At 50.1% G+C, this 23,674-nt stretch carries 22 protein-coding genes; all 22 read left to right on the forward strand.

What is annotated here, in order from left to right; translation table 11 throughout:
* Positions 1–23: 23 nt before the first annotated feature.
* The 22 genes from HUU59_03945 to miaB all read left to right on the forward strand — a co-directional run bounded on the left by HUU59_03945 (position 24) and on the right by miaB (position 23,666).
* The gene (locus HUU59_03945; GenBank protein ID NUO18578.1) at positions 24–884 is read left to right on the forward strand and encodes an MBL fold metallo-hydrolase; all 861 of its coding nucleotides are present in this window, start codon (positions 24–26) and stop codon (positions 882–884) included.
* 23 nt (positions 885–907) lie between these two features.
* Positions 908–2,089 (forward strand): thiolase family protein, encoded by a 1,182-nt coding sequence (locus HUU59_03950; protein ID NUO18579.1) that lies wholly within the window; start codon positions 908–910, stop codon positions 2,087–2,089.
* Between the two features lie 18 nt (positions 2,090–2,107).
* A complete protein-coding gene (locus tag HUU59_03955) occupies positions 2,108–2,962 on the forward strand; it encodes a 3-hydroxybutyryl-CoA dehydrogenase (protein NUO18580.1) in 855 nt (284 codons plus the stop codon).
* Positions 2,963–2,973: 11 nt separating this feature from the next.
* The gene (locus HUU59_03960) at positions 2,974–3,297 is read left to right on the forward strand and encodes a heavy metal-binding domain-containing protein (protein ID NUO18581.1); all 324 of its coding nucleotides are present in this window, start codon (positions 2,974–2,976) and stop codon (positions 3,295–3,297) included.
* Positions 3,298–3,336: 39 nt separating this feature from the next.
* Complete coding sequence (locus HUU59_03965) at positions 3,337–4,479, forward strand: acyl-CoA dehydrogenase family protein (GenBank protein NUO18582.1); 1,143 nt, start codon at positions 3,337–3,339, stop codon at positions 4,477–4,479.
* Positions 4,479–5,438 (forward strand): branched-chain amino acid transaminase, encoded by a 960-nt coding sequence (locus tag HUU59_03970; protein NUO18583.1) that lies wholly within the window; start codon positions 4,479–4,481, stop codon positions 5,436–5,438. Before HUU59_03965 ends, HUU59_03970 begins: the two co-directional genes overlap by 1 nt.
* A gap of 13 nt (positions 5,439–5,451) precedes the next feature.
* Entirely contained in the window at positions 5,452–5,901 is a 450-nt protein-coding gene (gene nusB, locus HUU59_03975) for a transcription antitermination factor NusB (protein NUO18584.1), read from the forward strand.
* Positions 5,898–6,578, forward strand: a complete 681-nt coding sequence (locus HUU59_03980) for a metallophosphoesterase family protein (protein NUO18585.1) — start codon at positions 5,898–5,900, stop codon at positions 6,576–6,578. The genes nusB and HUU59_03980 overlap by 4 nt, the downstream gene beginning before the upstream one ends.
* 63 nt (positions 6,579–6,641) lie before the next feature.
* Positions 6,642–9,647: a preprotein translocase subunit SecA gene (gene secA / locus HUU59_03985; GenBank protein ID NUO18586.1), complete on the forward strand. Its 3,006-nt coding sequence runs from the start codon at positions 6,642–6,644 to the stop codon at positions 9,645–9,647.
* A 148-nt stretch (positions 9,648–9,795) separates the two neighbouring features.
* Complete coding sequence (locus HUU59_03990; GenBank protein NUO18587.1) at positions 9,796–10,272, forward strand: DUF494 family protein; 477 nt, start codon at positions 9,796–9,798, stop codon at positions 10,270–10,272.
* Between the two features lie 129 nt (positions 10,273–10,401).
* Positions 10,402–12,870, forward strand: a complete 2,469-nt coding sequence (gene topA / locus HUU59_03995) for a type I DNA topoisomerase (protein NUO18588.1) — start codon at positions 10,402–10,404, stop codon at positions 12,868–12,870.
* The gene (locus tag HUU59_04000; protein NUO18589.1) at positions 12,819–13,787 is read left to right on the forward strand and encodes a tyrosine-type recombinase/integrase; all 969 of its coding nucleotides are present in this window, start codon (positions 12,819–12,821) and stop codon (positions 13,785–13,787) included. The genes topA and HUU59_04000 overlap by 52 nt, the downstream gene beginning before the upstream one ends.
* An 18-nt stretch (positions 13,788–13,805) precedes the next feature.
* Positions 13,806–14,096 (forward strand): ribosome-associated translation inhibitor RaiA, encoded by a 291-nt coding sequence (gene raiA / locus HUU59_04005; protein ID NUO18590.1) that lies wholly within the window; start codon positions 13,806–13,808, stop codon positions 14,094–14,096.
* A 14-nt stretch (positions 14,097–14,110) separates the two neighbouring features.
* Positions 14,111–15,082: an HPr(Ser) kinase/phosphatase gene (gene hprK, locus HUU59_04010; GenBank protein NUO18591.1), complete on the forward strand. Its 972-nt coding sequence runs from the start codon at positions 14,111–14,113 to the stop codon at positions 15,080–15,082.
* A gap of 3 nt (positions 15,083–15,085) precedes the next feature.
* Positions 15,086–15,463 (forward strand): hypothetical protein, encoded by a 378-nt coding sequence (locus tag HUU59_04015; protein NUO18592.1) that lies wholly within the window; start codon positions 15,086–15,088, stop codon positions 15,461–15,463.
* Entirely contained in the window at positions 15,460–15,957 is a 498-nt protein-coding gene (locus HUU59_04020; GenBank protein NUO18593.1) for a PTS sugar transporter subunit IIB, read from the forward strand. Before HUU59_04015 ends, HUU59_04020 begins: the two co-directional genes overlap by 4 nt.
* A 4-nt stretch (positions 15,958–15,961) precedes the next feature.
* Positions 15,962–16,846, forward strand: coding sequence for an MCE family protein (locus HUU59_04025; protein NUO18594.1), 885 nt, complete (start codon positions 15,962–15,964; stop codon positions 16,844–16,846).
* Between the two features lie 248 nt (positions 16,847–17,094).
* Positions 17,095–18,837 carry an adenine deaminase gene (ade, locus tag HUU59_04030; GenBank protein ID NUO18595.1) on the forward strand — a complete coding sequence of 581 codons (1,743 nt, stop codon included), beginning with the start codon at positions 17,095–17,097 and terminating at the stop codon, positions 18,835–18,837.
* Positions 18,838–18,859: 22 nt separating this feature from the next.
* Positions 18,860–20,155, forward strand: coding sequence for a sigma-54-dependent Fis family transcriptional regulator (locus HUU59_04035; GenBank protein ID NUO18596.1), 1,296 nt, complete (start codon positions 18,860–18,862; stop codon positions 20,153–20,155).
* A gap of 78 nt (positions 20,156–20,233) precedes the next feature.
* Positions 20,234–21,589: a histidine--tRNA ligase gene (hisS, locus tag HUU59_04040; protein ID NUO18597.1), complete on the forward strand. Its 1,356-nt coding sequence runs from the start codon at positions 20,234–20,236 to the stop codon at positions 21,587–21,589.
* Positions 21,586–22,275 (forward strand): DNA/RNA nuclease SfsA, encoded by a 690-nt coding sequence (gene sfsA, locus HUU59_04045; GenBank protein NUO18598.1) that lies wholly within the window; start codon positions 21,586–21,588, stop codon positions 22,273–22,275. Before hisS ends, sfsA begins: the two co-directional genes overlap by 4 nt.
* A 2-nt stretch (positions 22,276–22,277) precedes the next feature.
* Entirely contained in the window at positions 22,278–23,666 is a 1,389-nt protein-coding gene (gene miaB, locus HUU59_04050; GenBank protein ID NUO18599.1) for a tRNA (N6-isopentenyl adenosine(37)-C2)-methylthiotransferase MiaB, read from the forward strand.
* The last annotated feature ends 8 nt before the right edge of the window (positions 23,667–23,674 follow it).

Here is a 23,674-nt window from a genome sequence, read left to right on the forward strand (position 1 = left end):
TATATCGTGCGCGCACATTCGACATGCGTTTGACTGTTGGTAAAGTCCAGGTTGATGTGTTGGACGATGGTCTGTTTGAATTGCGTCCCGAGACTTTCGTGAAGATCGCAAAAGGCCGGAACGCTGAACTGCTCAACAAGTCAAAGTTTCGGCCGAGGATCAAGGTCGGGTTCAATAGTCTGCTGCTTCGTGGCGACGACTTGACGGTTATTGTTGATCCGGGTACGGGTGACAAGGAACGAATCGCGGAGCGACGCAGTTACAATCTTGACTGGCCAAGGAGAGTCTTTAGTCGGCTTAAAACTCTTGGTCTGAGACGTGAAGACATTGACCTCGTTGTATTGACTCATTTGCACTGGGACCATGCCGGGGCGTGCACGACCATTGGATTCAGCGGTCAACTTGAGCCTACATTTCCAAGAGCAAAGGTGGTCTTGCAAGCAACCGAACTGGAAAACGCGCGCCGCTTACACCTTGCCGGCGACGACGGTTATAGCGCGGATGATTATGAACCGCTAGACGCAAGTCGAAAATTCGAATTGCTGACCGAACAGAATAGTCAAGTTCTTCCGTGGTTAGGTTGCCATTGGACTGGCGGACACACTGCGGGGCATATGGCTGTTAGAGTCGGAAATGATGGACAACCTGGGCTGTTTTACTTGAGCGATCTGCTTCCCACAACGGCTCAGCTCGCGATGGACAGCGGGATGTCTTACGACCAGAATCCGGACGAACTTGCGGCCGCCAAAAGGAAGTATTTGTCGCTTGCGGCAGAAAATGAGGACGCGGTCGTACTTGTACACGCACCGCGAAACCGGCTCGGAAGATTGAAACGAGTGTCGGAAGACAATTTCACTTTTGAACATATAGTTCAACAATCATAATACACTAAAGTCCATTAAACGTAATGAACCCGAATACACCTGTCATAACATCAGGCGCACGCACGGCAATTGGAACCTTTATGGGGTCGCTTGCATCAGTTCCCGCGCCAGCATTGGCGGCACATGTTCTGAAAGCGAATCTCGATAAATCAAACGTCGAAGCCAATGAGGTTGATGAAGTAATCCTTGGTCAGGTATTGCAGGGCGGGGCAGGACAAGCACCCGCTCGCCAAGCTGCACTTTTTGCAGGAATCCCCGATACAGTATCTGCATGGACAGTCAACAAGGTTTGTTCATCGGGATTGCGTGCCATCATGTCCGCAGCTCAAAGTATCGCGCTGGGGGAAGCAAAGATTATGCTTGCCGGCGGCATGGAAAACATGTCCCTTGCGCCATACATTCTTGATCGCGCTCGCAGTGGATACCGTTTAGGTAACGGCTCAATAAATGACCTTATGATCACTGACGGACTTTGGGACCCGCATAACAACATCCACATGGGATCATGCGCTGAAAAGTGCGCACGCGAGCACAAGATTTCTCGAGAGGAACAGGACGAATTCGCAGCTGAATCATACCGCCGTGCCATTTCCGCTCAGAAGGATGGCAAGTTCAAGAACGAAATCGTCCCGGTCGTGATTAAAGGCAAAAAGGGTGAGGTGTCAATCGAAGTTGATGAAGAGCCCCCCAATGTCAATTTTGAAAAGATGTCCCAGCTGAAGCCTGCATTCGAGAAAGACGGCACAATCACGGCGGCAAATGCATCGAAGATCAACGACGGTGCATCGGCTGTCATGATGATGTCGTTTGAGGAGGCACACCGACGCGGACTGAAACCGTTGGCCAGAGTTGTCGGCTATACTACATACAGTCATGAGCCTGTGTGGTTCGCTACTGCACCGGCACCGGCTGTTCAGAAATTGCTGCGACGTATTGACTGGAAGGTCTCTGATGTTGATTTGTTTGAGCTGAATGAGGCTTTTGCTGTGGTTGGACTCTATAACATGAAGCAGATCGGTGCATCCGCAGACAAAGTAAACGTTTGGGGCGGTGCAGTGGCTTTGGGGCATCCAATAGGCTCCTCTGGATGCCGAATTGTTGTTACCTTGCTTCATGCGCTTCGTGATCGTGGTGCGAAGCGGGGTGTTGTTGGAATTTGCAATGGCGGTGGCGAGGCGACTGCACTCGCCGTTGAAATGCTATAAATTAAATCATAATTCATAATGACAATTTCAAATGTAGCCGTGATTGGCGGCGGTACAATGGGCAACGGGATTGCTCACATTTGTGCACAGAAAGGCTGCACAGTTCAGCTTATCGAAACATCACAGGCACTGCTTGATCGCGCATTGTCGACGATTGACAAGAACCTGGCTCGCCAGGTGAGCAAGGGAACCTTGTCCGAGGAAGATAAAACTGCAACACTAAGCAGGATTAATGGATCACTTTCTGTTGAAAGTGTGCGGAATGCGGATATCGTGATAGAGGCAATCGTCGAGAGTGAGTCCGTTAAGAAGGATCTTTTCACGAAAGTGGATTCTCTTGCCAAGCCGGACGCGATTCTTGCGTCAAATACGTCCACAATTTCAATAACAACAATCGCGGCTTCAACGAAAAGGGCAAACAAGTTCATCGGCATGCACTTTATGAATCCCGTTCCGATGATGCAGCTGGTTGAAGTCATACGTGGTCTTGCCACGGATAACTCAACCCACGAAGCAGTCGTCGAGTTCTCAAAGGCTCTCGGCAAGACTCCGATTACGGTTAATGACTTTCCCGGCTTTGTGTCTAACCGGATACTTATGCCGATGATAAATGAGGCCGTGTACTGCTTGATGGAAGGTGTTGGCGAAGCTGAAGCAATCGACGGAGTCATGAAACTCGGCATGAACCATCCGATGGGACCGTTGGCACTTGCAGACCTAATTGGTTTGGACGTATGCCTCGCGATTATGGATGTCCTGCACCGAGATTTGGGTGACTCGAAATACCGTCCATGTCCTTTGCTGAAGAAATATGTAGCTGCAGGTTATCTGGGACGAAAGTCTGGCCGCGGATTTTACGACTACGCAAAATAGGAAGCAACTTCATGATTATCACAACTACCCCCGGCGTCGACGGGCGAAAGATAGAAGCGTACCTCGGTGTAGTGGCGGGCGAGGCAATTGTGGGAGCGAACATCTTCAAGGATTTGTTCGCCGGTATCAGAGATATTGTTGGGGGTCGAAGCTCCGCGTATGAGAACGAATTGCGGAAGGCGCGTGACATTGCATTGCAGGAACTTGCGGACAATGCCAAGCAACTTGGTGCGAATGCAGTGGTTGGAGTCGACCTTGATTACGAAGTGATTGGCTCCGGCGGATCGATGCTCATGGTCTCGGCAAGTGGTACAGCAGTCAAAGTGTCAGTGTAACGAAACCAATTCGATTATTTAAATTACGCAGTATTTAACATGGATCACCTCCTTTCCGAACAGCACCTTGAAGTAAAGAATGTAATTCGCCAATTTGCCGAAAAAGAGGTGGCTCCTACAACGGCATTGCGCGACGAGAAAAGTATCTTTCCTGTCGAAATCTGCAAGAAGATCGCCGAGCTCGGGTTCATGGGAGTAAACACTCCAGAAGAACTTGGCGGGGCGGGGATGGATACGGTGACATATGCCATCGTTATCGAAGAGCTGTCACGCGTTGATCCGGCAGTAGGTGTCGTTGTGTCCGTGAACAACTCCCTCGTTTGCTATCCCCTCCAAAAATATGGTTCACCGGACCAGCACGCTCGTTACCTGCGTCCTCTGGCGGAAGGCAAGAAACTTGGCGCATTCTGCTTGACGGAACCTGGATCAGGATCTGATGCTTCCGGGCTATCGATGTCTGCGATAAGAGACGGGGATGACTATATCTTAAGCGGCGAAAAAGCCTTCATTACGAATGGCATCATTGCAGATACATTTATTGTAATGGCACGTACGGACAAGACGCAAAAGGCGAAGGGAATCAGTGCATTCATCGTCGAGGATGGTTTCCCGGGCTTTAAGCGCGGTCCGAATGAAAAGAAGATGGGAATCCGGTCCTCCGACTGTTGCATGATCATTCTCGATGAGTGCCGCGTGCCTAAAGAGAATCTATTGGGCAAGGAAGGCGATGGTTTCAAGGTTGCCATGACAGCATTGGATAGCGGCAGAATTGGAATCGCCGCACAGGCCATTGGTCTTGCGCAAGGCGCTTTGGACGAGGCCGTCAAATATTCGAAAATACGCGAACAGTTTGGCAAACCAATATCGGAATTTCAGGCGATACAGTTCAAACTTGCCGACATGCAAGTAATGACGGAATCTGCACGCTTGTTGAATTACAGCGCGGCACGCAAGAAGGACACGGGTCAGAAATTTACAAATGAGGCGGCCATGGCTAAGCTCTATGCATCCGACGTGGTCATGAAGGTAGCCATGGAAGCAGTGCAAATTCACGGTGGCAACGGCTATCTCAAGGATTTTCCAGTCGAGCGAATGCTGCGAGACGCGAAAGTAACTGAGATTTACGAGGGCACATCTGAAATACAACGAACTATCATTGCACGAACTTTACTGAGCAGCTAATGGAAACAGTTATACAAAAGGAGCCGAGAGTGGCGAAATCGGCATTTGACGAAACACTTAAGATCTGGATGAGTGGCAAACTCGTCAAGTGGGAAGATGCAACGACACATGTTGCCACCCACGCACTTCACTATGGTTCAGCCGTGTTTGAAGGTATTCGCGCGTACAAGACGGAGCGCGGAACCACAATTTGGGGACTGAAGCAGCATATCCGCCGTTTCTTTGACTCGGCGAAAATATACCGCATGCCCATGCCGTTTACTCACGAGCAGATTGAACTGGCGTGTGCTGAAGTGGTGATTGCAAACAATATGGAAGAGGCGTATCTCAGACCACTCTTCTACAGAGGATACAACTCATTGGGTGTGCATCCGCGTGCTTGTCCCACTGAATGTGTGATCATCCCATTAAGGTGGGGTAAATACCTTGGCCCTGAGGCGCTTGAGCAGGGTGTTGACGTGATGGTATCAAGCTGGACTCGAATTGCGCCAAACACGCTCCCGGCTCTGGCCAAGTCTGCGGCAAACTATGCGAATTCGCATCTGACCGTGGTTGACGCGCAGAATCTTGGTTTTACGGAAGGCATAGCATTGGACATGAATGGATATGTGTCTGAGGGATCAGGTGAGAATGTGTTCGTCATTCGAGACGGCAAGATTGTGACCCCGCCGCTTGGTGCTTCTGTCCTGCCGGGAATCACCCGTGGCTGCATTATCCAATTGGCTAAAGAGCTTGGTGTTACGGTGACCGAGACACTGATTCCTCGCGAACTTCTTTACATTGCTGACGAGGTGTTCTTTACCGGCACTGCTGCAGAAGTTACACCGGTTCGTTCGGTAGACAAGGTCATCATTGGCGAAGGAAAGGCCGGGCCGATTACCAAGAAGATTCAATCAGCGTTTTTCGACTTGATTGAAGGTCGCCGCGAAGATTCTTTGAACTTGCATTATTGGCTATAGGACATTAATCTGAATGCGAAGTAGACGATCCGCTCGCGAGTGGGCGCTGCGGGTGCTTTATGCCACCCGGCTTACCGGATATCCCGTCGAGCAGTGTTTCGGCGACATACTCAAAGATGCCAAGGAAGACCCAAATTTGGGTTTCTGCAGAAAACTCTGTGAACATGTTGCTTCCGGTGACGAGCGAATCGACGAGTCAATTCGCAAGGCCGTGCAGAAATGGGATTTAGCTCGTTTGGCGGTAATTGATTTGATCATTCTTCGCATGGCCATTGCGGAATTTCTGTACTTCGATGATATCCCGTACAAAGTTACCATTAACGAGGCGATTGAACTGGCCAAAGAGTATTCTACCGGGCAAAGCGGACGTTTCGTAAACGGAATTTTGGATGCAGTATGTGCAGATCTGAAGAAGAACGACCTGCGCAAACAGAAACTTGAGTCCGAAACTGTGCAACGATGAAGATCGGCGTTATATCCGATATTCACGGCAACTTGCCCGCTCTTGAAGCGGTCATGGAAGATTGCGGTCGCCAGAATCTCGAGAAAATTGTATGTCTTGGCGATGTTGTCGGATATGGAGCAAGTCCGAATGAATGCTGTGAACTGGTCCGGGAACACTGTGCCGCAACGGTTATGGGCAATCACGATAGCGCCCTTTGCGGCATTACACCGATGCAGTTCTTTAACGCGTATGCGCGCGCAGCAATTGAGTGGTCGCAGAAATGCATTGAGGACTCATTCCAGCAGTGGCTCGGAGAGTTACCTCTGACTCACATGGAAGAGGAAGTGCTGTTTGTGCACTCAACTCCAAAGGATCCAAGTGCATGGAATTACATTCACAACCCAGATGAAGCGGCACAGCACTTTGCCATAATGCCGCCAGGCCGGACAGCATTCATTGGTCATTCGCACATACCTGCACATTTTGCTGGACCTGAAGGTCGAAGAATCATTAACATCGGGTCAGTCGGCCAACCTCGCGATAGAAATCCACACGCAAGTTATTTAGTATATGATACAGAAACAGGGAATTTCCAGTGGTCTCGCGTGAGTTATGATGTTCAAAAAGCGGCCCAGAAGATCCGAGATGCGGGCTTGCCTGAATTCCTTGCGTCCCGATTATTCATAGGGATGTAGTAACAAAACGGAAACTGACGGGCGGCACAAATGCCGCCCATTCATTAGACGAGAATCATCTAAATGTTCGATTTCTTTCTGTCCAAGATCTTCGGCACCAAACATGAGCGATTAGCCAAGAAGTTGTTGCCTCTCGTTGGTGCCATAAACCAAATCGAAGAGCAGTACCAATCCTTGACGGAGCAGGAACTGCGCGCCAAAACAGATGAATTTCGGTCGCGTTTATCTTCCGGCGAATCAGTCGATGATTTGATGGTCGAGGCATTCGCAGCCGTCAAGAATGCGTGTCGTCGTCTAGTTGGTTATGAGTATGAGGTTCGCGGACAGAAAATGACCTGGAACATGATTCCGTATGATGTGCAAATCATCGGCGGCATTGCCCTGCATCAAGGGAAGATTGCGGAAATGGCAACCGGCGAGGGCAAAACTCTTGTCGCAACTTTTGCGCTCTATCTCAACGCTCTTCCTGGTCTCGGCGTCCACTTGGTGACGGTCAATGACTATCTCGCACAGCGCGACTCCGAATGGATGTCTCCGGTATTTCACATGCTTGGCTTAACCGTCGGAGTTATCACTTCGGATATGTCTCCGACCAAACGTCGCGAGGAGTATGCGAAAGATATTACTTACGGAACCAATAACGAATTCGGATTCGATTATCTGCGCGACAATATGGCACACCATATTGACTTCGTAGTCCAGCGCGGGCATCACTATGCGATTGTCGACGAAGTAGACAGCGTCTTGATTGACGAGGCACGCACGCCGCTCATTATCTCCGGGCCGGTTGAGCATTCAACTCAGCGCTATGAAGAAATGAAACCTTCGGTTGAGCAGCTGGTTCGTTTGCAATCTCAATTGGCAATTAAAGTTGCGGACGAAATTGAGAAAATGCTTCAAGAGTCGAAGCCTGATGAGTTCGAGATAGGGAAACGGTTATTGATGCTTCAACGTGGCTTTCCCAAACATAAGCGCACGCTGAAGCTGTTTCAAGAACCGGGCAACGCTCAGCTTCGGCAACGAGTCGAGAACGAGTATCTCCGTGACAAGAAGATGCACACTCTTGATGAAGAACTCTACTTTGCCATTGACGAGAAGTCTCATCAAGCAGATCTGTCTGAGAAGGGCAGACAACAGTTAACGAAGTATTTTGGAGGGGACCCAGATCTTTTTCTCTTGCCGGATATCGCCGACGAGTTTGCAAAACTGGACGCGAACCCTGAGCTTTCACAGGAGGCAAAGGCTGAAGAGAAGACCCGAATTCAGAATTTGTACGCACATCGTGCGGAGCGTGTACAGAATGTGTCGCAACTGCTGAAAGCGTACACGATTTACGAGAAGGATGTCGAATATGTGGTCCAGGATGGAAAGGTCCAAATTGTGGACGAATTCACCGGCCGAATCCTCTCGGGACGGCGATACTCGGATGGATTACATCAGGCAATCGAGGCGAAGGAAGGGGTAAAGGTAGAACGAGAGACCCAGACGATTGCCACGATTACTTTGCAAAACTACTTCCGTCTTTACTCGAAACTCGCAGGTATGACCGGGACGGCTGAAACTGAAGAAACGGAATTCTATTCGATCTACAAGTTGGAAGTAATGGTCATTCCGACTCATCAGAAGATACGCCGGATTGACATGGACGACCTGATTTATCGCACGAAGCGCGAGAAGTACAACGCCATAATCGATCGGGTCACTGAACTGCATGCACGTCGCCAACCAGTCCTTGTGGGCACGACATCTGTGGACGTTTCCGAGGTTATTTCTCGAATGCTAAAGGGCAAGCGCATTCCGCATAGTGTTTTGAATGCCAAGCAGCACGAGAAAGAGGCCGAGATAATCGCGAAGGCCGGAGAACCCGGCGCTGTTACAATTGCGACGAACATGGCGGGCCGGGGTACGGACATCAAGTTGGGAAAGGGAGTTGTCCAATGGAAAGGCAAGGAAGGCGATAAGAGTAGCGCGGAAGGCGGGCTCTTCATTCTGGGTACGGAACGACATGAATCTCGCCGGATCGACCGCCAGTTGCGAGGTCGTGCGGGACGCCAAGGCGACCCTGGCGCGAGTCAGTTTTACGTATCAGTGGAAGACGACTTGATGCGACTGTTCGGGTCAGACCGAATGGCGTCGGTTATGGACAGGCTTGGGCTCAAAGAGGGAGAAGTGATTTCGGCAGGCATGATTACCCGGTCAATAAGCCGGGCTCAGCAACGGGTCGAAGCCTACAACTTCGGCATCCGAAAGCACTTGCTTGAATACGACGATGTCATGAATCAACAGAGGTCTGTTGTCTATTCGAGACGGAACATTGCATTGCGGGGTGAAGACCCAGCGCCTCTGGTTGAAGAGATGATTGGCGATTTTGTGGATTACATCTTCGAGAAGCATGGCGAAGGAGATGGCATAGCACGGGATGCCTTTGTGGAAGAGGTAATGCGAACATTCCTGATTGATTTCTCACGGGATGATGCCTTCTTCCTGGCAAAGCCATCGGACCAGACTGCTATGTTAATGGACCGGATTCAAGAGGCAAAAAAGAACAGAGAGCTTCTGCTTGGGTCCGACTTGTTCCGAGACCTCCAGAGGCAAGCTATTCTGCGAGTAATAGATATTCGCTGGAAAGACCACCTCTATGCAATGGATGGCTTGAAAGAAGGAGTTGGGCTTCGAGCCTATGGCCAGAAGGACCCCCTCATCGAATACAAGAAGGAGGGGTTTGCGCTGTTTCAGCGCATGTTGGACGAAGTCAACGCCGATGCCTTGAGAATCATCTTTAGTTACCGTTTACAGCCAAGCTCACAGACTGAACCTCAGCAGCGACCATCGACGGTAACACGAACTCCGGCGATGACTTACTCACATGCAAGCGCCTCCGGACTCGCTTATGCCCAGGCACCTCGCGGCGGTGACCAGCAGAGCCGTCCCCAGGGCGGCACTGAAGCCGTTGGCAAGAAGGAGCCTGTCAGAGTAGGCGAAAGAGTGGGTAGAAATGACCCATGCCCGTGCGGGAGTGGGAAGAAATACAAGAAGTGCCACGGTGCGGCGGAAGAAGTTTCCGATTGAGAAGGCTTGCCTTTAGTAGTTTTTTTCGCTAAAATTGGCTTGAGCCTCGTCCGAATGGCTAAAAGCAGATCTGTCTATGACTTAGGCTATAGACATAAGTACCGTGGAACTCGCCCACCCCGGCAAGGGTAAAATGGAAGGCCACTGCATGGACCAACGAATAGTTGAGATTATTTTGTACGTAATTGGTGAGATTGAATCTCGCCGCGTGAATCTGGATGAAATTGATGGAATCTCGGAAGACCTGATCAAGCAGGGTTTTTCGAGGCGAGAAGTGGCCACGGCGTTCTCAGTTTTTAACCAGCGCGTCATGGGAAACCGTGATCGCTCGCAAATCGCTGAACCACAAAACCCCAATGCCTTCCGCGTTCTTCATGACATTGAATCGCAATACATCAGCAGTGATGCGTTGGGACACGTCCTTCAGCTTTTGCGCCTTGGTGTGCTGACGCATTCTGATATTGAAGAACTGATTGAGAGATGTGTAATGATGGGCTCGCCTGCCGCCGAAATGTCAGAAATGAAGATGATGGTGGCAACCCATTTGTTTGAAAAGGAGCTCCTGCCGGGGGAAAGCATGGTCCCTGTGGCTTCAGCTCGTATGACTCCTGAACTGATTCACTGACATAACTGATCCGGGATTTAGGCGAAAACGCCGAATTTCTATGTATTTAGCCGATGTTACACGGCTGTCACAATTCTCGTCAAATCAAAGCTTTGAGCTCGCGCTTGAAGCTTTTGCTTTCTAACTGAAATGCCCATAAAGACCAAAAAGAAGAAAACCTCGACGACGTCCAAGTCAGCATCCAAGTCACCTGACAAGAAGGCGGCGGCAAAGCGGACATCGGCCGGAAAGACGAAATCTGCCCCGGGTCGTTCGAATACGGCTTCGGCAAATAAGACATCCGCCAAGAGAGCGCAATCGCGATCTTCAAACGGAACCTTTGCCGATGTATCATCGCTTGGCAGAAAGTTTGTCATTGTTGAATCGCCTGCCAAAGCAAGAACTCTGTCCGGCTATTTAGGAAAAGATTTCGCAGTTGCAGCGTCAGTCGGGCATGTCCGTGATCTTCCGGAGAAGAAACTTGGAGTTAATCTCAAGAAGAACTTTGAACCTGAGTATGTGACGATTTCTGGCAAGGAAGACGTCATCTCTATGCTCAGAAGGAATGCGCGCGATGCGAATGAAGTGTTCATAGCAACTGACCCCGATCGTGAAGGTGAGGCAATCGCGTATCATATCGCGCATGAGATCGGCGATGAACACAGACACAAGATTCAGCGCGTACTATTCAATGAAATTACCCGCGACGCGGTAAAGAAAGCGCTTGCAAAACCTGGCAGAATAGACGAGCAGAAGGTTGATGCACAGCAGGCACGTCGGGTTCTTGACCGTCTTGTCGGCTATCTTGTTTCTCCGTTGCTGCAAAAGATTGTGGCAAAAGGTACTTCGGCCGGGCGCGTGCAGTCTGTTGCATTACGGCTGATTTGCGAACGCGAAGAGGAAATTCGTGCGTTTGTTCCTCAAGAGTACTGGACAATCGCGGCATTGCTTGCTGCAAACAAGAAGGAAACTTTCGAGGCCCGGCTGTCGAAGATTGACGGAAAGAAAGCCGAGGTTCCTGATGAAAAGACGGCGAAGAAGATTGTCAAGGATTGTACCGGTCAGGAGTTTACATTAACTGACCTCAAGTCCCGGCCATCCAAGTCGTCACCTGCCGCGCCCTACACGACATCAACTCTCCAGCAGGATGCCGCCCGCAGACTGGGATTCTCAAATGACCGCACAATGTCGGCTGCACAGCAGTTGTATGAAGGAATCGAACTCGGGAAAGATGGCTCAGTCGGTTTAATTACCTACATGCGAACGGACTCAGTCCGGGTATCACCGGAAGCCCTTGAAAGCGTCAGGGAGTTCATCAAGAACCGTTATGGCAAAGAGTACCTGCCCGGGTCTCCCCGCATCTTCAAAACCAAGAATTCCGCTCAGGATGCCCATGAAGCGATTCGCCCGACGGATATCAGCAGGGATCCTTCTTCACTGAAGAAGTTCCTGAAGCCCGAACAATTCAAACTGTATGAGCTGATATGGAAGAGATTTGTCGCGTCTCAAACCGAGGATGCGAGATTCGAAGTCACTACCGCGACTTTAATAGTCGGCAAGTATGAGTTCAAAGCGGGCGGTCGCCGAATGTTGTTTCCCGGCCATTTGCAGGTTCTTGCTGAGGCGATCGACGAGACTCCGAAAGACGCGCGTGAGCAGATTGAAGCGGACATGACCAACGAACTCCCTGAGTTAAAAGTTGGCAAGAAGTATCCGTCGGAAAAGATCACGCCGACCCAACATTTCACGGAACCCCCACCGCGATATAATCCTGGCTCGTTGGTCAAAACATTAGATGAACTTGGTATCGGCCGGCCGAGTACATATGCACAGATTATTTCGGTGCTCATCAAACGCAAGTACATTACGAATGAACAGCGGCGTTTTCAGCCGACAGACTTGGGCGAGGCAGTAAACAAAGTTCTTGTGGAGCAGTTTCCTGACATTTTCAATGTTTCCTTTACCGCGCAAATGGAAGAAGAACTTGATTCGATTGAAAACGATAGTATTGCGTGGCAGAAAGTTGTCAAGGATTTCTATAAGCCCTTTTCTGTTGACCTTGAGCGGGTCAACCAGAATAGACAGGAGTTAAAGAAAGCTATCCAGGAAACTGTGGACAAGCCGTGCCCTGAGTGCGGAGGCGAGTTGGTTGTAAAATGGGGCAGGGCAGGTAAATTCATCGCGTGTACGAACTATCCCGAGTGCCGGTACACGGAACCACTGGAAGCCGAAAAGACTCCCGAGTTCCCGCCTACAGATTGCCCGAAATGCGGTAAGCCTATGGCACCAAAGAAGAGTCGATTTGGATGGTTCCTGGGTTGCACAGGCTACCCGGAGTGCAAGACCATTCAGCCGATGCCTGACCCCAATGCAATTGATTGTCCACGCGAAGGATGCGGCGGCAAAGTCGGAGCCAGAAAGTCCCGTCGCGGAAAAGTGTTCTTTGGCTGCTCGAACTACCCCAATTGCGATTTTGTAAGCTGGTACAAGCCGATTGCTGTGAAATGCCCAGAGTGCGGTAATGCCTACATGGAGGAGAAGAACCTTAAAGCAGGTCTTGTTCACCAATGTCCGAAGTGCAAACACAAAATCGAGAAAGAAACGGCAGCAAAACCCTGAGTATCGCGGAGCTCGCTGACGAATACCTATCCGAGCTTTCGGCACGACGCCGATCCGCTCATACGCAAGCTGCGTACAACCGGGATCTTGCGCAGGCATTGCAACTCCTCAGAACAAACCTAAGTCGTGAACCTCAGATAGTTGACTGGGATTTCACGAACCTTCGGGATATCGTGTACGCGTGGGCTTCAACTAACCTTGCTGCAAGCTCGCTGCAGCGCAAGCGCGCCGTTCTCAGTGATTTCTCAAAATATCTTCGTCGTCGCGGATTGCTTAGAGATAATCCACTTGTTCTCCTTGACCCGCCGCGTGTTAAAAAGAGTCTGCCCAGGGTGTTCAGCGAGGAGACATTAGCCCAGGCGATCGATGCACTTGGGAATTCGTGGCCAAACGTTCGTGACCGCGCACTGTTTGAATTGCTTTACGGCGGCGGCCTTCGCATTTCAGAAGCTTTAAGTCTTACTATGGAGACTCTCGACTTGCGCGCAGGTACGGTAAGGGTTCTTGGAAAGGGCAACAAGGAGCGAGTGGTACCGCTTTCACGTGGTGCGGTTCGCGCAATGTGGGACTACATAACGGCGAAGAATAAACAGTTTCCGTCACTGGCAAGTTCTCATCTGTGGGTATCAGATAGAGGACTGCCGTTAACAAGATTCAGGGCTGCGAAGATTGTCAAGCAAAGGCTTGGTGCTTGGCTTCCGGGAGCAAGCCCGCACAAGCTTCGACACAGTTTTGCCACACATTTGCTGTCGCGCGGTGCCGACCTTCGTGCGGTACAGGAATTGCTCGGACATTCATCGGTCAGGACGACCGAACGCTATACGCACGTAACAGCTCGGCGGCTGAAGGAAGTGTACAACCAAGCTCATCCTCATGCCGGCGAACCATCACCCGAAAACCAGACGGCGGACAAGTAACGCCAAAAGGACGGAGCCATGAGAACCCAGATCACCGCAGTTCATTTCAACGCTACAGACACCTTAAAAGACTTCGCCGAAACCGAAGTTCAGCGACTATTGAAATTTGCAGACGACATTCTGCACTGCGAAATCGAGTTCACCTTCAATAAGCAAGACAAAAAGACAAATATTCATATTTCGGTTGACGGAACAGTTCTTAATGCCTCGGCGATTTCCGACGACTTCCGAAAGTCCACCGTACTTGCGGTTGATAAGTTGGAAGTACAAGTTAAGAAGTACAAAGAAAAGACTCACGCTAAGCATTAGGCGGCCCAAGATAGATGACCGACACCCTGCAAGTAAGTGCCTTCTACCAGGAGAATCAGGCCAGGCTGAAGCTGAAACTGCGGAATAACCCGCGTGGATTGTCGCGCGAAATCACGCAGAAGGAATTGCACAGACCTGGACTGGCATTGGCGGGGTTCATTGAGCTCTTTACATATGACAGGGTGCAGGTTCTCGGGAATACCGAGATTCAGTACCTTGCAAGTCTGACTGACGAACAACGCCGGAAGACGCTTTCACGGGTCTTTGAGTTCAACATTCCGTGTCTTATTGTTACAAACGATAATTCACTTCCTGTTGAGTTGGTCGAAGCGGCTGACAGAGCAAATGTCGCCATCTTTTCATCTCCTTTAACGACGACGGAGATGACGCACCTTCTGTCAGATTATCTTGATCACAAATTTGCTCCGACTGAGTCGATTCACGCATCGCTCGTGGATGTTTACGGTACCGGATTGCTCTTTACCGGTCGAAGCGGAATCGGCAAGTCGGAAGTATCTCTTGACCTTGTCGAAAGGGGACATCGGCTTGTTTCGGACGACATGGTCAAACTCACGCGAACCGCTGAAAATGTTTTAATGGGTACGGGGCGTGAGAAACTTCGGCACTACATGGAAATCCGCGGAATCGGAATCATAGACGTCGGAAGGATGTTTGGTGTTCGCGCCATTCGCATGCAGAAGCGGGTTGAGACCGAAGTAGAACTTGTCGATTGGCGTGGAGATGTGGACTATGAGAGAATCGGACTTGAAGAACAATACAAGGAATATTTGGGCGTTAGAATTCCACATGTTATCCTTCCGATTTTCCCTGGCAAGAATATTACGGTGATTGCAGAGGCAATTGCGCTGAACCTTCATCTGAAAGTCTACGGATATCACCCCGCAAAAGAGTTTGGAAAAGCTCTTTCAGAGATGATGGAGAACCGCACATCGCTTCAGTCCTATTTGGAAAAAGACTTTGAATAACCTATGATTCGCGCGATACTTGTCACGCATGGAACTCTGGGAAAGTCACTGTATGAGGCGGCGGAATCCGTTCTCGGTCCACAAGAAGGTGCAAGTGTCCTGTCGAATAGCGGACTGTCACTTGAACAGATTCAAAGCAAGGTCAGAGAATTGCTTACGAATGAACCTACACTGATTATGGTAGATCTGTGTGGTGGTTCCCCGTTCATGGCCTGCTGTTCTTTGGGCAAGATTCAAGGCGATACAGCCATTGTTTCCGGCGTTAATCTTCCCATGCTTCTATCTTACTTTACCAAGCGCGAAAAGCTGTCGCTTGCGGAGCTGTCCCGGACAGTGGAAAATGACGCCGTGCGCGGAATTCAGACACGACAACCTGCATGATTTCTTTTCTTTGGAATAGAAAGAAGAACGAGTACCCGATTGTTCGCATTGACGACAGATTGCTGCACGGACAGGTAATGGTCGGTTGGGTAAGTGCGCTTGGATTGGAATGGCTGATACTTGCGAACGACCGCATGGTCCTCGATTCCGGAATGTCTGCCGCACTAAAGGCCGGTGCACCCTCAGGAACCAAGATTGACATTGTGGATTTGGATGAAGCAGGACTTGGACTTTCTGAAGGTAGTTACTCGAAATCAAAGTCAATGCTCGTACTTGAAAGCCCTGGCGACGCCCTTAAGCTTGTCCACAAAGGTGCGCACTTGCCCAAACTTCACATTGGCGGCTTGCACTTCCGTGAGGAGAGCGAGGAATTCCTCCCGTATGTATTTCTATCAAACTGGGATCGCATGGCGCTGGACGAAATGATTCAACGTGGAATTCGAATCACTTGTCAGGACCTCCCTTCAACAACTCCGGTCGCATATCGCGGCTAACTTCATGAAGCAAGAACTAAAGGTCGGAATAACCGTGTTGGTCTCTCTAGTAATTCTGATTGGAGGAATCATGTGGGGCAAGGGATTCCGACTACAGGCTAAACGCTATGAATTCACTGTCCTGTTTAAAAACACGGGCGGACTCGAAGAGGGTGCTAACCTCCTTGCAAACGGCGTCATAAAGGGACATGTTGTCAGTATCGACTTTTACGACGGATACGTTCGAGTATCGGCAACCGTTGATGAAGATGTCATAATATACTCTGACTATGTGATTACGATTGAGTCTCCGACGGTGATGGCCGGACAAGCTCTGAGCATTTATACAGGCACAAGTCAGCCGCGAGCCGACATTACCGTCGACCTGCAGGGTACCGATCCTCAGGGAATGGCGGCGATGATGAACAAAATGCAGGACTTCACCGGTCGTATCGAAGTAACGCTTAACCATCTTGATTCAGTCTTGATCGACGCGCACAGGGTGCTTGGCGATTCTTCGAATCAGTCAAATCTCTCAAGGACCATGCAAAGCACGGCCGAGCTCGCGGAAACATCAGCCTCTATGTTGAAAGCAAATCGGGAAGAGTTAGAAGCGTCGCTTGCCGATCTTCGGGCAACAATGGCATCCGCCCGTGAATTGACAGAAACTTTGAATGCCAAGTCGGACGGAACGCTTGCTTCGGTGGATAGTGCAATGACATCCCTCACTAATGTGGCGAATGAGATTCGAACCTTAGTAGCGAACTTGAACAGCGGAACTGGGACTGCGGGTAAGCTGATGACAGATGACGAGCTCTATCACCGTCTGACTGAGACGCTTACTGAAGTAGACTCTTTGTCTCGTCACCTCAGGATAAACGGTTTGCGGCACAAGATAGTATTCTTCTAATTGTCGGCTGACTTGTACAAGTCAAAAAGACCATTTTCAGCATTCCTACAAATTGTCCTACAACATGAACTGATTTCGCTGTCAGAACCTCCGGAATTGAATAAGAGTTTAATAGCTGGTCTAAAGCAGGCTATGAGTTTTCACATGATGAAACTGCCATTGAAGTTGGCAGTTTTTTCTATTGATAAGAATTGAAAATCGGCGCAATCTGTGCTAACTTAACTGATTGGAAAAGGAATTCCATTCCCATGAATCTGGAAACCAAAAAGCGATTGCTCGCGGTATCTCGCGGTGACAAGCCGGCGGACCTGCTCTTGAAAAATGTGACGCTGGCCAACACGATTTCGCATGAAATGGAGCAAACCAATGTCGCGATTTTTGAGGGAAGAATAGCCGGCTTCGGTGAGTATCAAGCTGTGGAGACAATTGACTTGCACGGCGGTTTGATCGGGCCTGCACTGCTTGACGGTCATATTCACATTGAGTCGACTCTGCTGACTCCGCCGGAGTTTGCCAGAATAGTGGTTCCGTTTGGTACGGGTGGCGTGTTTTGCGATCCCCATGAAATAGCAAATGTTCTTGGTTCCGGCGGCATTCAGTATATACTGGAGAGCTCGGAAGGACTTCCGATGACTGTCTGGGTGATGATTCCTTCATGTGTTCCCGCAACTAATATGGAAACGTCTGGAGCCAAAATGCTTGCGCGGGACATGCAGCCGTTTCTTGGTCATCCACGTGTGCGAGGAATTGCGGAAGTAATGAACTTCCCCGGTGTGGTCCTGGGTCTCGACGAGGTACTGGAGAAGATCGAATTGGGCACCGGACGTCCTATTGATGGTCATGCCCCGGGAGTTCGCGGCAAGTGGCTGAACGCATATGTTGCTGCGGGTGTTGAAACGGACCATGAAAGCACAAGCCTTGCTGAAGCGCACGAAAAATTGCGTCGAGGCATGGCTGTGTTCATTCGAGAGGGTTCAACGGCAAAGAACCTTGAAGCATTGCTTCCGCTGGTAAAACCTGAGACTGCTCACTTATTTGCATTTGTGTCGGATGACAGACACGCCGATGAACTTCTGACCGAAGGCCACATGAATGCAACGCTGCAAAAGGCCGTGAAGATGGGACTTGACCCGTTGACCGCACTGTCTATGTCGAGCACCAATACGGCACGACTGTTCGGAGTCATGGACACTGGTGTGGTTGCGCCGGGACGTTTTGCCGACCTCGTCCATTATGAAGACTTGAAAAGTTTTCGAGCCTTGCGAGTTTGGCATAAAGGATCTGAAGTTGCGCGTGACGGTGAATTGCTCGTGAGCATTCAGAAGCCTGCCTTACATGGTGTTAAGGACACGGTGAAACTGCCTCCCGTCTCTTTGGACTCAATCAAGATTCCAAGTCATGCGGAAGTTAACATCATTGATGTCATCCCGGACCAGATAGTGACTGGCGGCTCAACTGCTCGGCTGCCTGAAAGCAACGGTAACTTAACGTGCTCACCCGGGCAAGATATCGCAAAGTTGATAGTAATAGAGAGGCATGGAAAGTCAGGTTCGATAGGCAGAGGCTTTGTTCGCGGATTTGGAATTTCTTCCGGCGCGATTGCTTCTACGGTTGCACACGACTCGCACAACCTGATTTGCTGCGGAATGTCGGACGACGATATGCTCGTCGCGACGAGGACCTTAGGAGAAGTTGGTGGAGGCTGGATCGTTGTGCAGAAAGGAAAAGTCCTGGCCTGCCTGCCACTCCCTATTGCCGGTCTAATGTCTGACAAGTCGGCTTCGGAGATCGCTCCAGAGCTTGATGAATTGCATAACGCTGCGAAAAGCCTTGGCTGCAAGCTTAACTCACCATTTATGACATTATCATTCTTAGCACTACCAGTTATTCCCAGCTTGAAACTAACAGATCAAGGGCTGGTTGACGTAAACAAATTCTCTATCATTCCATTGGGGGTATCTCATGAAGGCGAGGCCGCAAACCTCTTTTGAACAGAAAGTTCTTGATATTGCATTGATAACCGCAAAGTACCGTGGACTGGAAGTTGACGAGCAGCTTCAATCTCACATCGAAACTGAAATCCGGGAATTGATTTCCGGAACTGACGTCGGAAGTCGTCCGAACGGCCGTAGGAAGCTGGAAGACTTAGATGTATTGGGACATGTTTTTCCGGCCGGACTACCCGACTTTGGTTGCGGTATTGATGATGAAACATCGCCGCAGGTCGCAAGAAATGACGCAAGGATTATTGGCAATTCTGAGGCAATTAAAGCTGCCGTAGGTCGTGCCTTGGGTCTTGCGTGCACGAATGCAAGAGTACTTATACACGGGGAAAGCGGAACCGGTCGAGGTCAATTTGCCCGGCTTATTCATGATCACTCAGTTCGCCGGGACAACGCGTTTATTGAAGTGCACTGTGAAGCGCTCGACCCGAATTTTGCTCTTTCGGACTTGTTTGGAAACAGGTTTGCCGAGGCGGAATCGCAGGCGCAAATTGGAAAAGTTGAGGCCGCAGATGGCGGAACACTATACTTAAGCGAAGTGACCGAGTTACCGGCAAGTGCACAAGCGGCATTGCTTCGACTCCTCGATACAGGAGAGATTCAGCCAACGGGATGCGCATTCGCAAGAAAGATCGACGTACGAGTGATTTCATCGACAAAGGCGAATTTGCGCGAAGAAGTGTTGCGTGGCAATCTCAAGCCAGAACTTTTTTACCGGCTTTTCTCGACCGAACTCTTGATACCTTCTCTTCGCGACCGGAAGGAGGATATCCCCGAGATCTCGCGATGCCTTCTAAAGAAAATGAAAATGATATATGGAAAGAAGACACCGGCTGGGTTTGCCGTCGAGACCGAAAAACTTCTTTGTGCTTATGATTGGCCCGGAAATGTTCGTCAATTGGAGCAGGTAATCGAACGGACGGTTCTTGAATGCGACTCAGAGTTCATTTCGGTTGACGACATCGCACCTACTTTGGGATCCTTCACGAATCATTTCTGTGAAGTGCCGAGGGAGATTGCCGAATCTCTTGCGGAAACGATTTGCGGCGCAATTGGCCCTCAATCCAGCCTGTTTGTCAGCCATCTCGTTCGCACGCGTGGCCACTGGTTCACGACGTCATCAGTTGCGGAAGCAACGGGAATGTCAGAATCCTGCATGAGGGTAAAGCTTCGAGGGCTGGCCGCCGCGGGTGTTTTGGCTGCAGAAGGCGACAGGCGCGGACGAAGATACCGATTGGCGGATGAGTTGGAGCTTGATTTTCCGTCTAAAAACTCTGATATTAATAGGTTAGGCGAACCGGACTAAGCAAGCAAGCATAATTTGACTTTGCGAAAAAGCTCCGGACTCGGAGCTTTTTGCGTATAATAAACAATAATTTAAGTTTTGAAACGAATCGAACCACGCACTTTCCGAGGAACAAGGGACTTTCTGCCATCAGAACTGATTCCACGGCGTAAGATCCTGCGAGTTATCGAGGAGGCATATCAGCGGTACGGATTTCAGCCGTTGGAGACACCAGCCATCGAGTATTTGGATATTTTGACCGGCAAGTCCGAAGAAAACGACAAGCTGATTTATGAAATCAAGCGAGCCCGGGGTGAAACCGACGAGTCTGCCGAAAGTGCCATTGCCCTGCGATACGACCTGACGGTACCATTGGCGCGCGTGATCGCCCAGTATGCGGAATTGCCTAGACCATTCAAACGCTATCAAATTCAGCCGGTATGGCGCGCAGACAGACCACAACCGAGACAAGGAAGATACCGCGAGTTCGTACAATGTGATGCCGACATTCTGGGGACAAACTCACCACTTGCTGATGCGGAAATTCTCGCGCTAACAAATGAAATTCTTTCGGCAATTGGATTGCGCGGGTTCAAGATTCGACTTTCATCAAGGAAATTCTTGGCCGGCTTGTCAGAAATTGTTACAGGTGACAGCACACATTTCTACGATTTCTGCCGATGTCTCGACAAACTCGACAAAATCGGCTGGGACGGGGTCGAAGAAGAGTTTCGCAAAAACAGTATACCTGCAGACGCCGCGCGAAGCCTGATCACAGACTTGATCAAAGTGAGTGGCGAGTCTCCGGACTTACTAGAGGTGCGCAGCCGCGTGGCAAAGAGCAATATGGCAAGTCAAGGGTTATCAGAGATTGAGGAAGTCTATTTTTCTGCTTGCAGTCTTGGTGTGCCAAAGGAGAGATTGCATTTTGACCCGACTTTGGCACGAGGTCTGGATTACTACACCGGTCCCATATTTGAAACCACATTGCCTGAATTGCCGCATCTTGGATCGCTGACTGGCGGAGGCCGGTATGACGGATTGGTGGCAACTTTTTCTAAACAGAATGTTTCTGCGACGGGCACAACAATAGGATTGGACAGGATTCAAACTGCACTCACACAACTTAATCAGTTTGTCCAAGTACCATCAGAAACTCAGGTACTAATTGCGCGCTTTGACGATGAAGGTGTTTCGCACAACCTGGAAGTGGCCGCGGAATTGAGACGCGCTGGGCTTCGAGTTGAGATATGGTATGACAGTGACCGACTAAAGAGGCAGTTTTCCTATGCGGATCAGCAGCGGATTCCACTTGTGGTGATTTGCGGGCCTGAGGAACGTTCACGTGGTGAAATATCGATTAAGGATATGCGATCGCAGACACAGGTAAGTCTGTCGCGGAGTACTTTGACTGCCAGCCTGCAGGTGATGTTGGAGCCGATTGAAGTCTCGTGAAACTGCCACAGCCTCTGCAACGCGGAAGATTGCTGCGCAGGTATAAGCGGTTTCTCGCAGACATTTTGATGGACGACGGGCGGGAGATCACGGCCGTGACTCCCAATACCGGCAGCATGAAAGGGTTATGTGTAACAAATGCGCCTGTCATGGTGAGTTATTCCAACTCCCCGTCGCGCAAGATTCCTTACACCTGGGAATTAGTTGAAATTCAGGGGAAATGGGTCGGAATAAACACACATCTTCCCAATGCTCTTGTTGCAGAGTGCCTGGATAAGCGGAGCATACCCGAACTGGCAGAATTCGAAACCTATCGCCGTGAAGTTCGATTGCAAAGCGGATCCCGTATTGATTTCGGTCTTGGGAATGACGAAGCACTGCTGGAAGTCAAGAATGTAACCCTTGTAGAAAACAGTGTTGCATTATTCCCTGACAGCATCACTGAAAGGGGCACAAAACATCTTCATGAACTCATGGGGGCCGTATCCAGGGGCGTGAAGGCGTACATGGTCTACGTGGTGCAGCATCATTTAGCCGAATCTTTTTCACCTGCCGACGGGATTGATCCGGTGTATGGCAAGGCACTTCGTGCCGCTGAGAACCGAGGGGTTAAACTACTCGCTTTGAAGGCCAAAGTCAGCGAATTCGAAATCTCTCTTACCGAACAAATACCAATCCACCTCTAAAATTGCACGAACTCGTCACACTTCAGCATGGACTAAGCGAGTCCGCACGCAAACCGTTCCCGCATTCCGATGGAACCGGTCCGCGTGTGTACATACAGACATACGGTTGTCAGATGAATGTCTCCGACTCTCAAACTATTGAGAGCATGCTGGCAGATTCCGGCTATCGTTTCTGCGGTTCAGCAGAAGAAGCGGATGTAGTTCTAATTAATACCTGCATGATCCGCGAAACAGCAGAGGTACGAGCGCTTGGTCAGCTTGCAAATCTCTCTGCACTCAAGAAAGGTAATCCGTCAAGAGTTATCGGAATTCTGGGATGCGTTGCGCAAGCTAAGCGAAGAGAGATACTTGAGTCTCACCCGTACGTCGACATTGTGGTGGGGCCGGACTCGTACCGACGTCTACCAATATTACTTGAAGAACGGTTCATTTCGCCGCCGGGTAGTCCGGGACTGCTGGAAACTACCCTTCTTCGTGAAGAACTTTACGATGATATCCTGCCCCGTCATCACGGTGGTGTTACCGCTTTTGTGACAATTATACGCGGATGTGACAAGTTCTGCAGCTTCTGTGTTGTGCCCAGAACCAGAGGACGGGAGCGCAGCCGTCCGTTGCCGAGCATTCTGCGCGAGGTCGAGCATCTTTCTTCGAAAGGTGTCCGAGATGTCATGCTGCTTGGTCAGAATGTCGACTCATACCGGTGGGAAGGTCACGACTTTGCGGACTGTTTGGCGGCCGTTGCGGATCTTGATGGCATTTCGCGGGTTCGTTATATGACTTCTCACCCAAGTGACATCTCCGACAAGTTACTGGAAACGATGGGCGGGCATTCCAAGATATGCCCTTATCTGCACCTTCCCGTACAGGCCGGCAGCAACAGAATACTGCGGGAAATGAACAGGCCATACACAAGGGAACATTACCTCGGAATAGTCACGCGTGCGCGGCGGCTTGTTCCCGGCATTGCGCTCTCTACAGATGTCATAGTTGGTTTCCCTTCTGAAACTGATGCAGAGTTTGAGGAGACCTATAGCTTGATGAATGAAGTGCGGTACGACACAGCGTTCATGTTCAAGTATTCAGAACGCCCGTTGACCAAGGCGTCGAGAATTGCGGATGATGTGCCGGATGCAGTCAAGGTATCGCGTCTCGAACGTCTGATTGAACTGCAGCAGAAAATCGCCCGGGAGCGTAACGAGCTGCAGTTGGGAACAACAACTGAAGTACTCATAGAAGGACCTGCACCGAAAGACAAGTCAATGTGGTCCGGCAGAACTCCGGACTTTCGGCCCGTGGTCTTCCCGAAGCAGGAAGAGCAGGTCGGAGACTTGGTCAGAGTCCGCCTTGATTCGCTTTCCGGATTTACATTTCATGCTTCTAGACTCCCCTAATTTTCATC

This window comes from bacterium (genome assembly GCA_013360195.1).
Lineage (GTDB): Bacteria > Electryoneota > RPQS01 > RPQS01 > RPQS01 > JABWCQ01.

What these genes read in the sequence shown, in the direction of transcription:
- HUU59_03990 (NUO18587.1), top strand. Translation starts at nt 9,796, where the DNA reads ATGGACCAACGAATAGTTGAGATTATTTTGTACGTAATTGGTGAGATT.
- nusB (NUO18584.1), top strand. Translation starts at nt 5,452, where the DNA reads ATGCGAAGTAGACGATCCGCTCGCGAGTGGGCGCTGCGGGTGCTTTAT.
- HUU59_03980 (NUO18585.1), top strand. Translation starts at nt 5,898, where the DNA reads ATGAAGATCGGCGTTATATCCGATATTCACGGCAACTTGCCCGCTCTT.
- topA (NUO18588.1), top strand. Translation starts at nt 10,402, where the DNA reads ATGCCCATAAAGACCAAAAAGAAGAAAACCTCGACGACGTCCAAGTCA.
- secA (NUO18586.1), top strand. Translation starts at nt 6,642, where the DNA reads ATGTTCGATTTCTTTCTGTCCAAGATCTTCGGCACCAAACATGAGCGA.
- HUU59_04020 (NUO18593.1), top strand. Translation starts at nt 15,460, where the DNA reads ATGATTTCTTTTCTTTGGAATAGAAAGAAGAACGAGTACCCGATTGTT.
- HUU59_03965 (NUO18582.1), top strand. Translation starts at nt 3,337, where the DNA reads ATGGATCACCTCCTTTCCGAACAGCACCTTGAAGTAAAGAATGTAATT.
- HUU59_03960 (NUO18581.1), top strand. Translation starts at nt 2,974, where the DNA reads ATGATTATCACAACTACCCCCGGCGTCGACGGGCGAAAGATAGAAGCG.
- HUU59_03970 (NUO18583.1), top strand. Translation starts at nt 4,479, where the DNA reads ATGGAAACAGTTATACAAAAGGAGCCGAGAGTGGCGAAATCGGCATTT.
- HUU59_04015 (NUO18592.1), top strand. Translation starts at nt 15,086, where the DNA reads ATGATTCGCGCGATACTTGTCACGCATGGAACTCTGGGAAAGTCACTG.
- HUU59_03950 (NUO18579.1), top strand. Translation starts at nt 908, where the DNA reads ATGAACCCGAATACACCTGTCATAACATCAGGCGCACGCACGGCAATT.
- HUU59_04025 (NUO18594.1), top strand. Translation starts at nt 15,962, where the DNA reads ATGAAGCAAGAACTAAAGGTCGGAATAACCGTGTTGGTCTCTCTAGTA.
- HUU59_03955 (NUO18580.1), top strand. Translation starts at nt 2,108, where the DNA reads ATGACAATTTCAAATGTAGCCGTGATTGGCGGCGGTACAATGGGCAAC.
- HUU59_04000 (NUO18589.1), top strand. Translation starts at nt 12,819, where the DNA reads ATGTCCGAAGTGCAAACACAAAATCGAGAAAGAAACGGCAGCAAAACC.
- hprK (NUO18591.1), top strand. Translation starts at nt 14,111, where the DNA reads ATGACCGACACCCTGCAAGTAAGTGCCTTCTACCAGGAGAATCAGGCC.
- raiA (NUO18590.1), top strand. Translation starts at nt 13,806, where the DNA reads ATGAGAACCCAGATCACCGCAGTTCATTTCAACGCTACAGACACCTTA.
- ade (NUO18595.1), top strand. Translation starts at nt 17,095, where the DNA reads ATGAATCTGGAAACCAAAAAGCGATTGCTCGCGGTATCTCGCGGTGAC.
- HUU59_03945 (NUO18578.1), top strand. Translation starts at nt 24, where the DNA reads ATGCGTTTGACTGTTGGTAAAGTCCAGGTTGATGTGTTGGACGATGGT.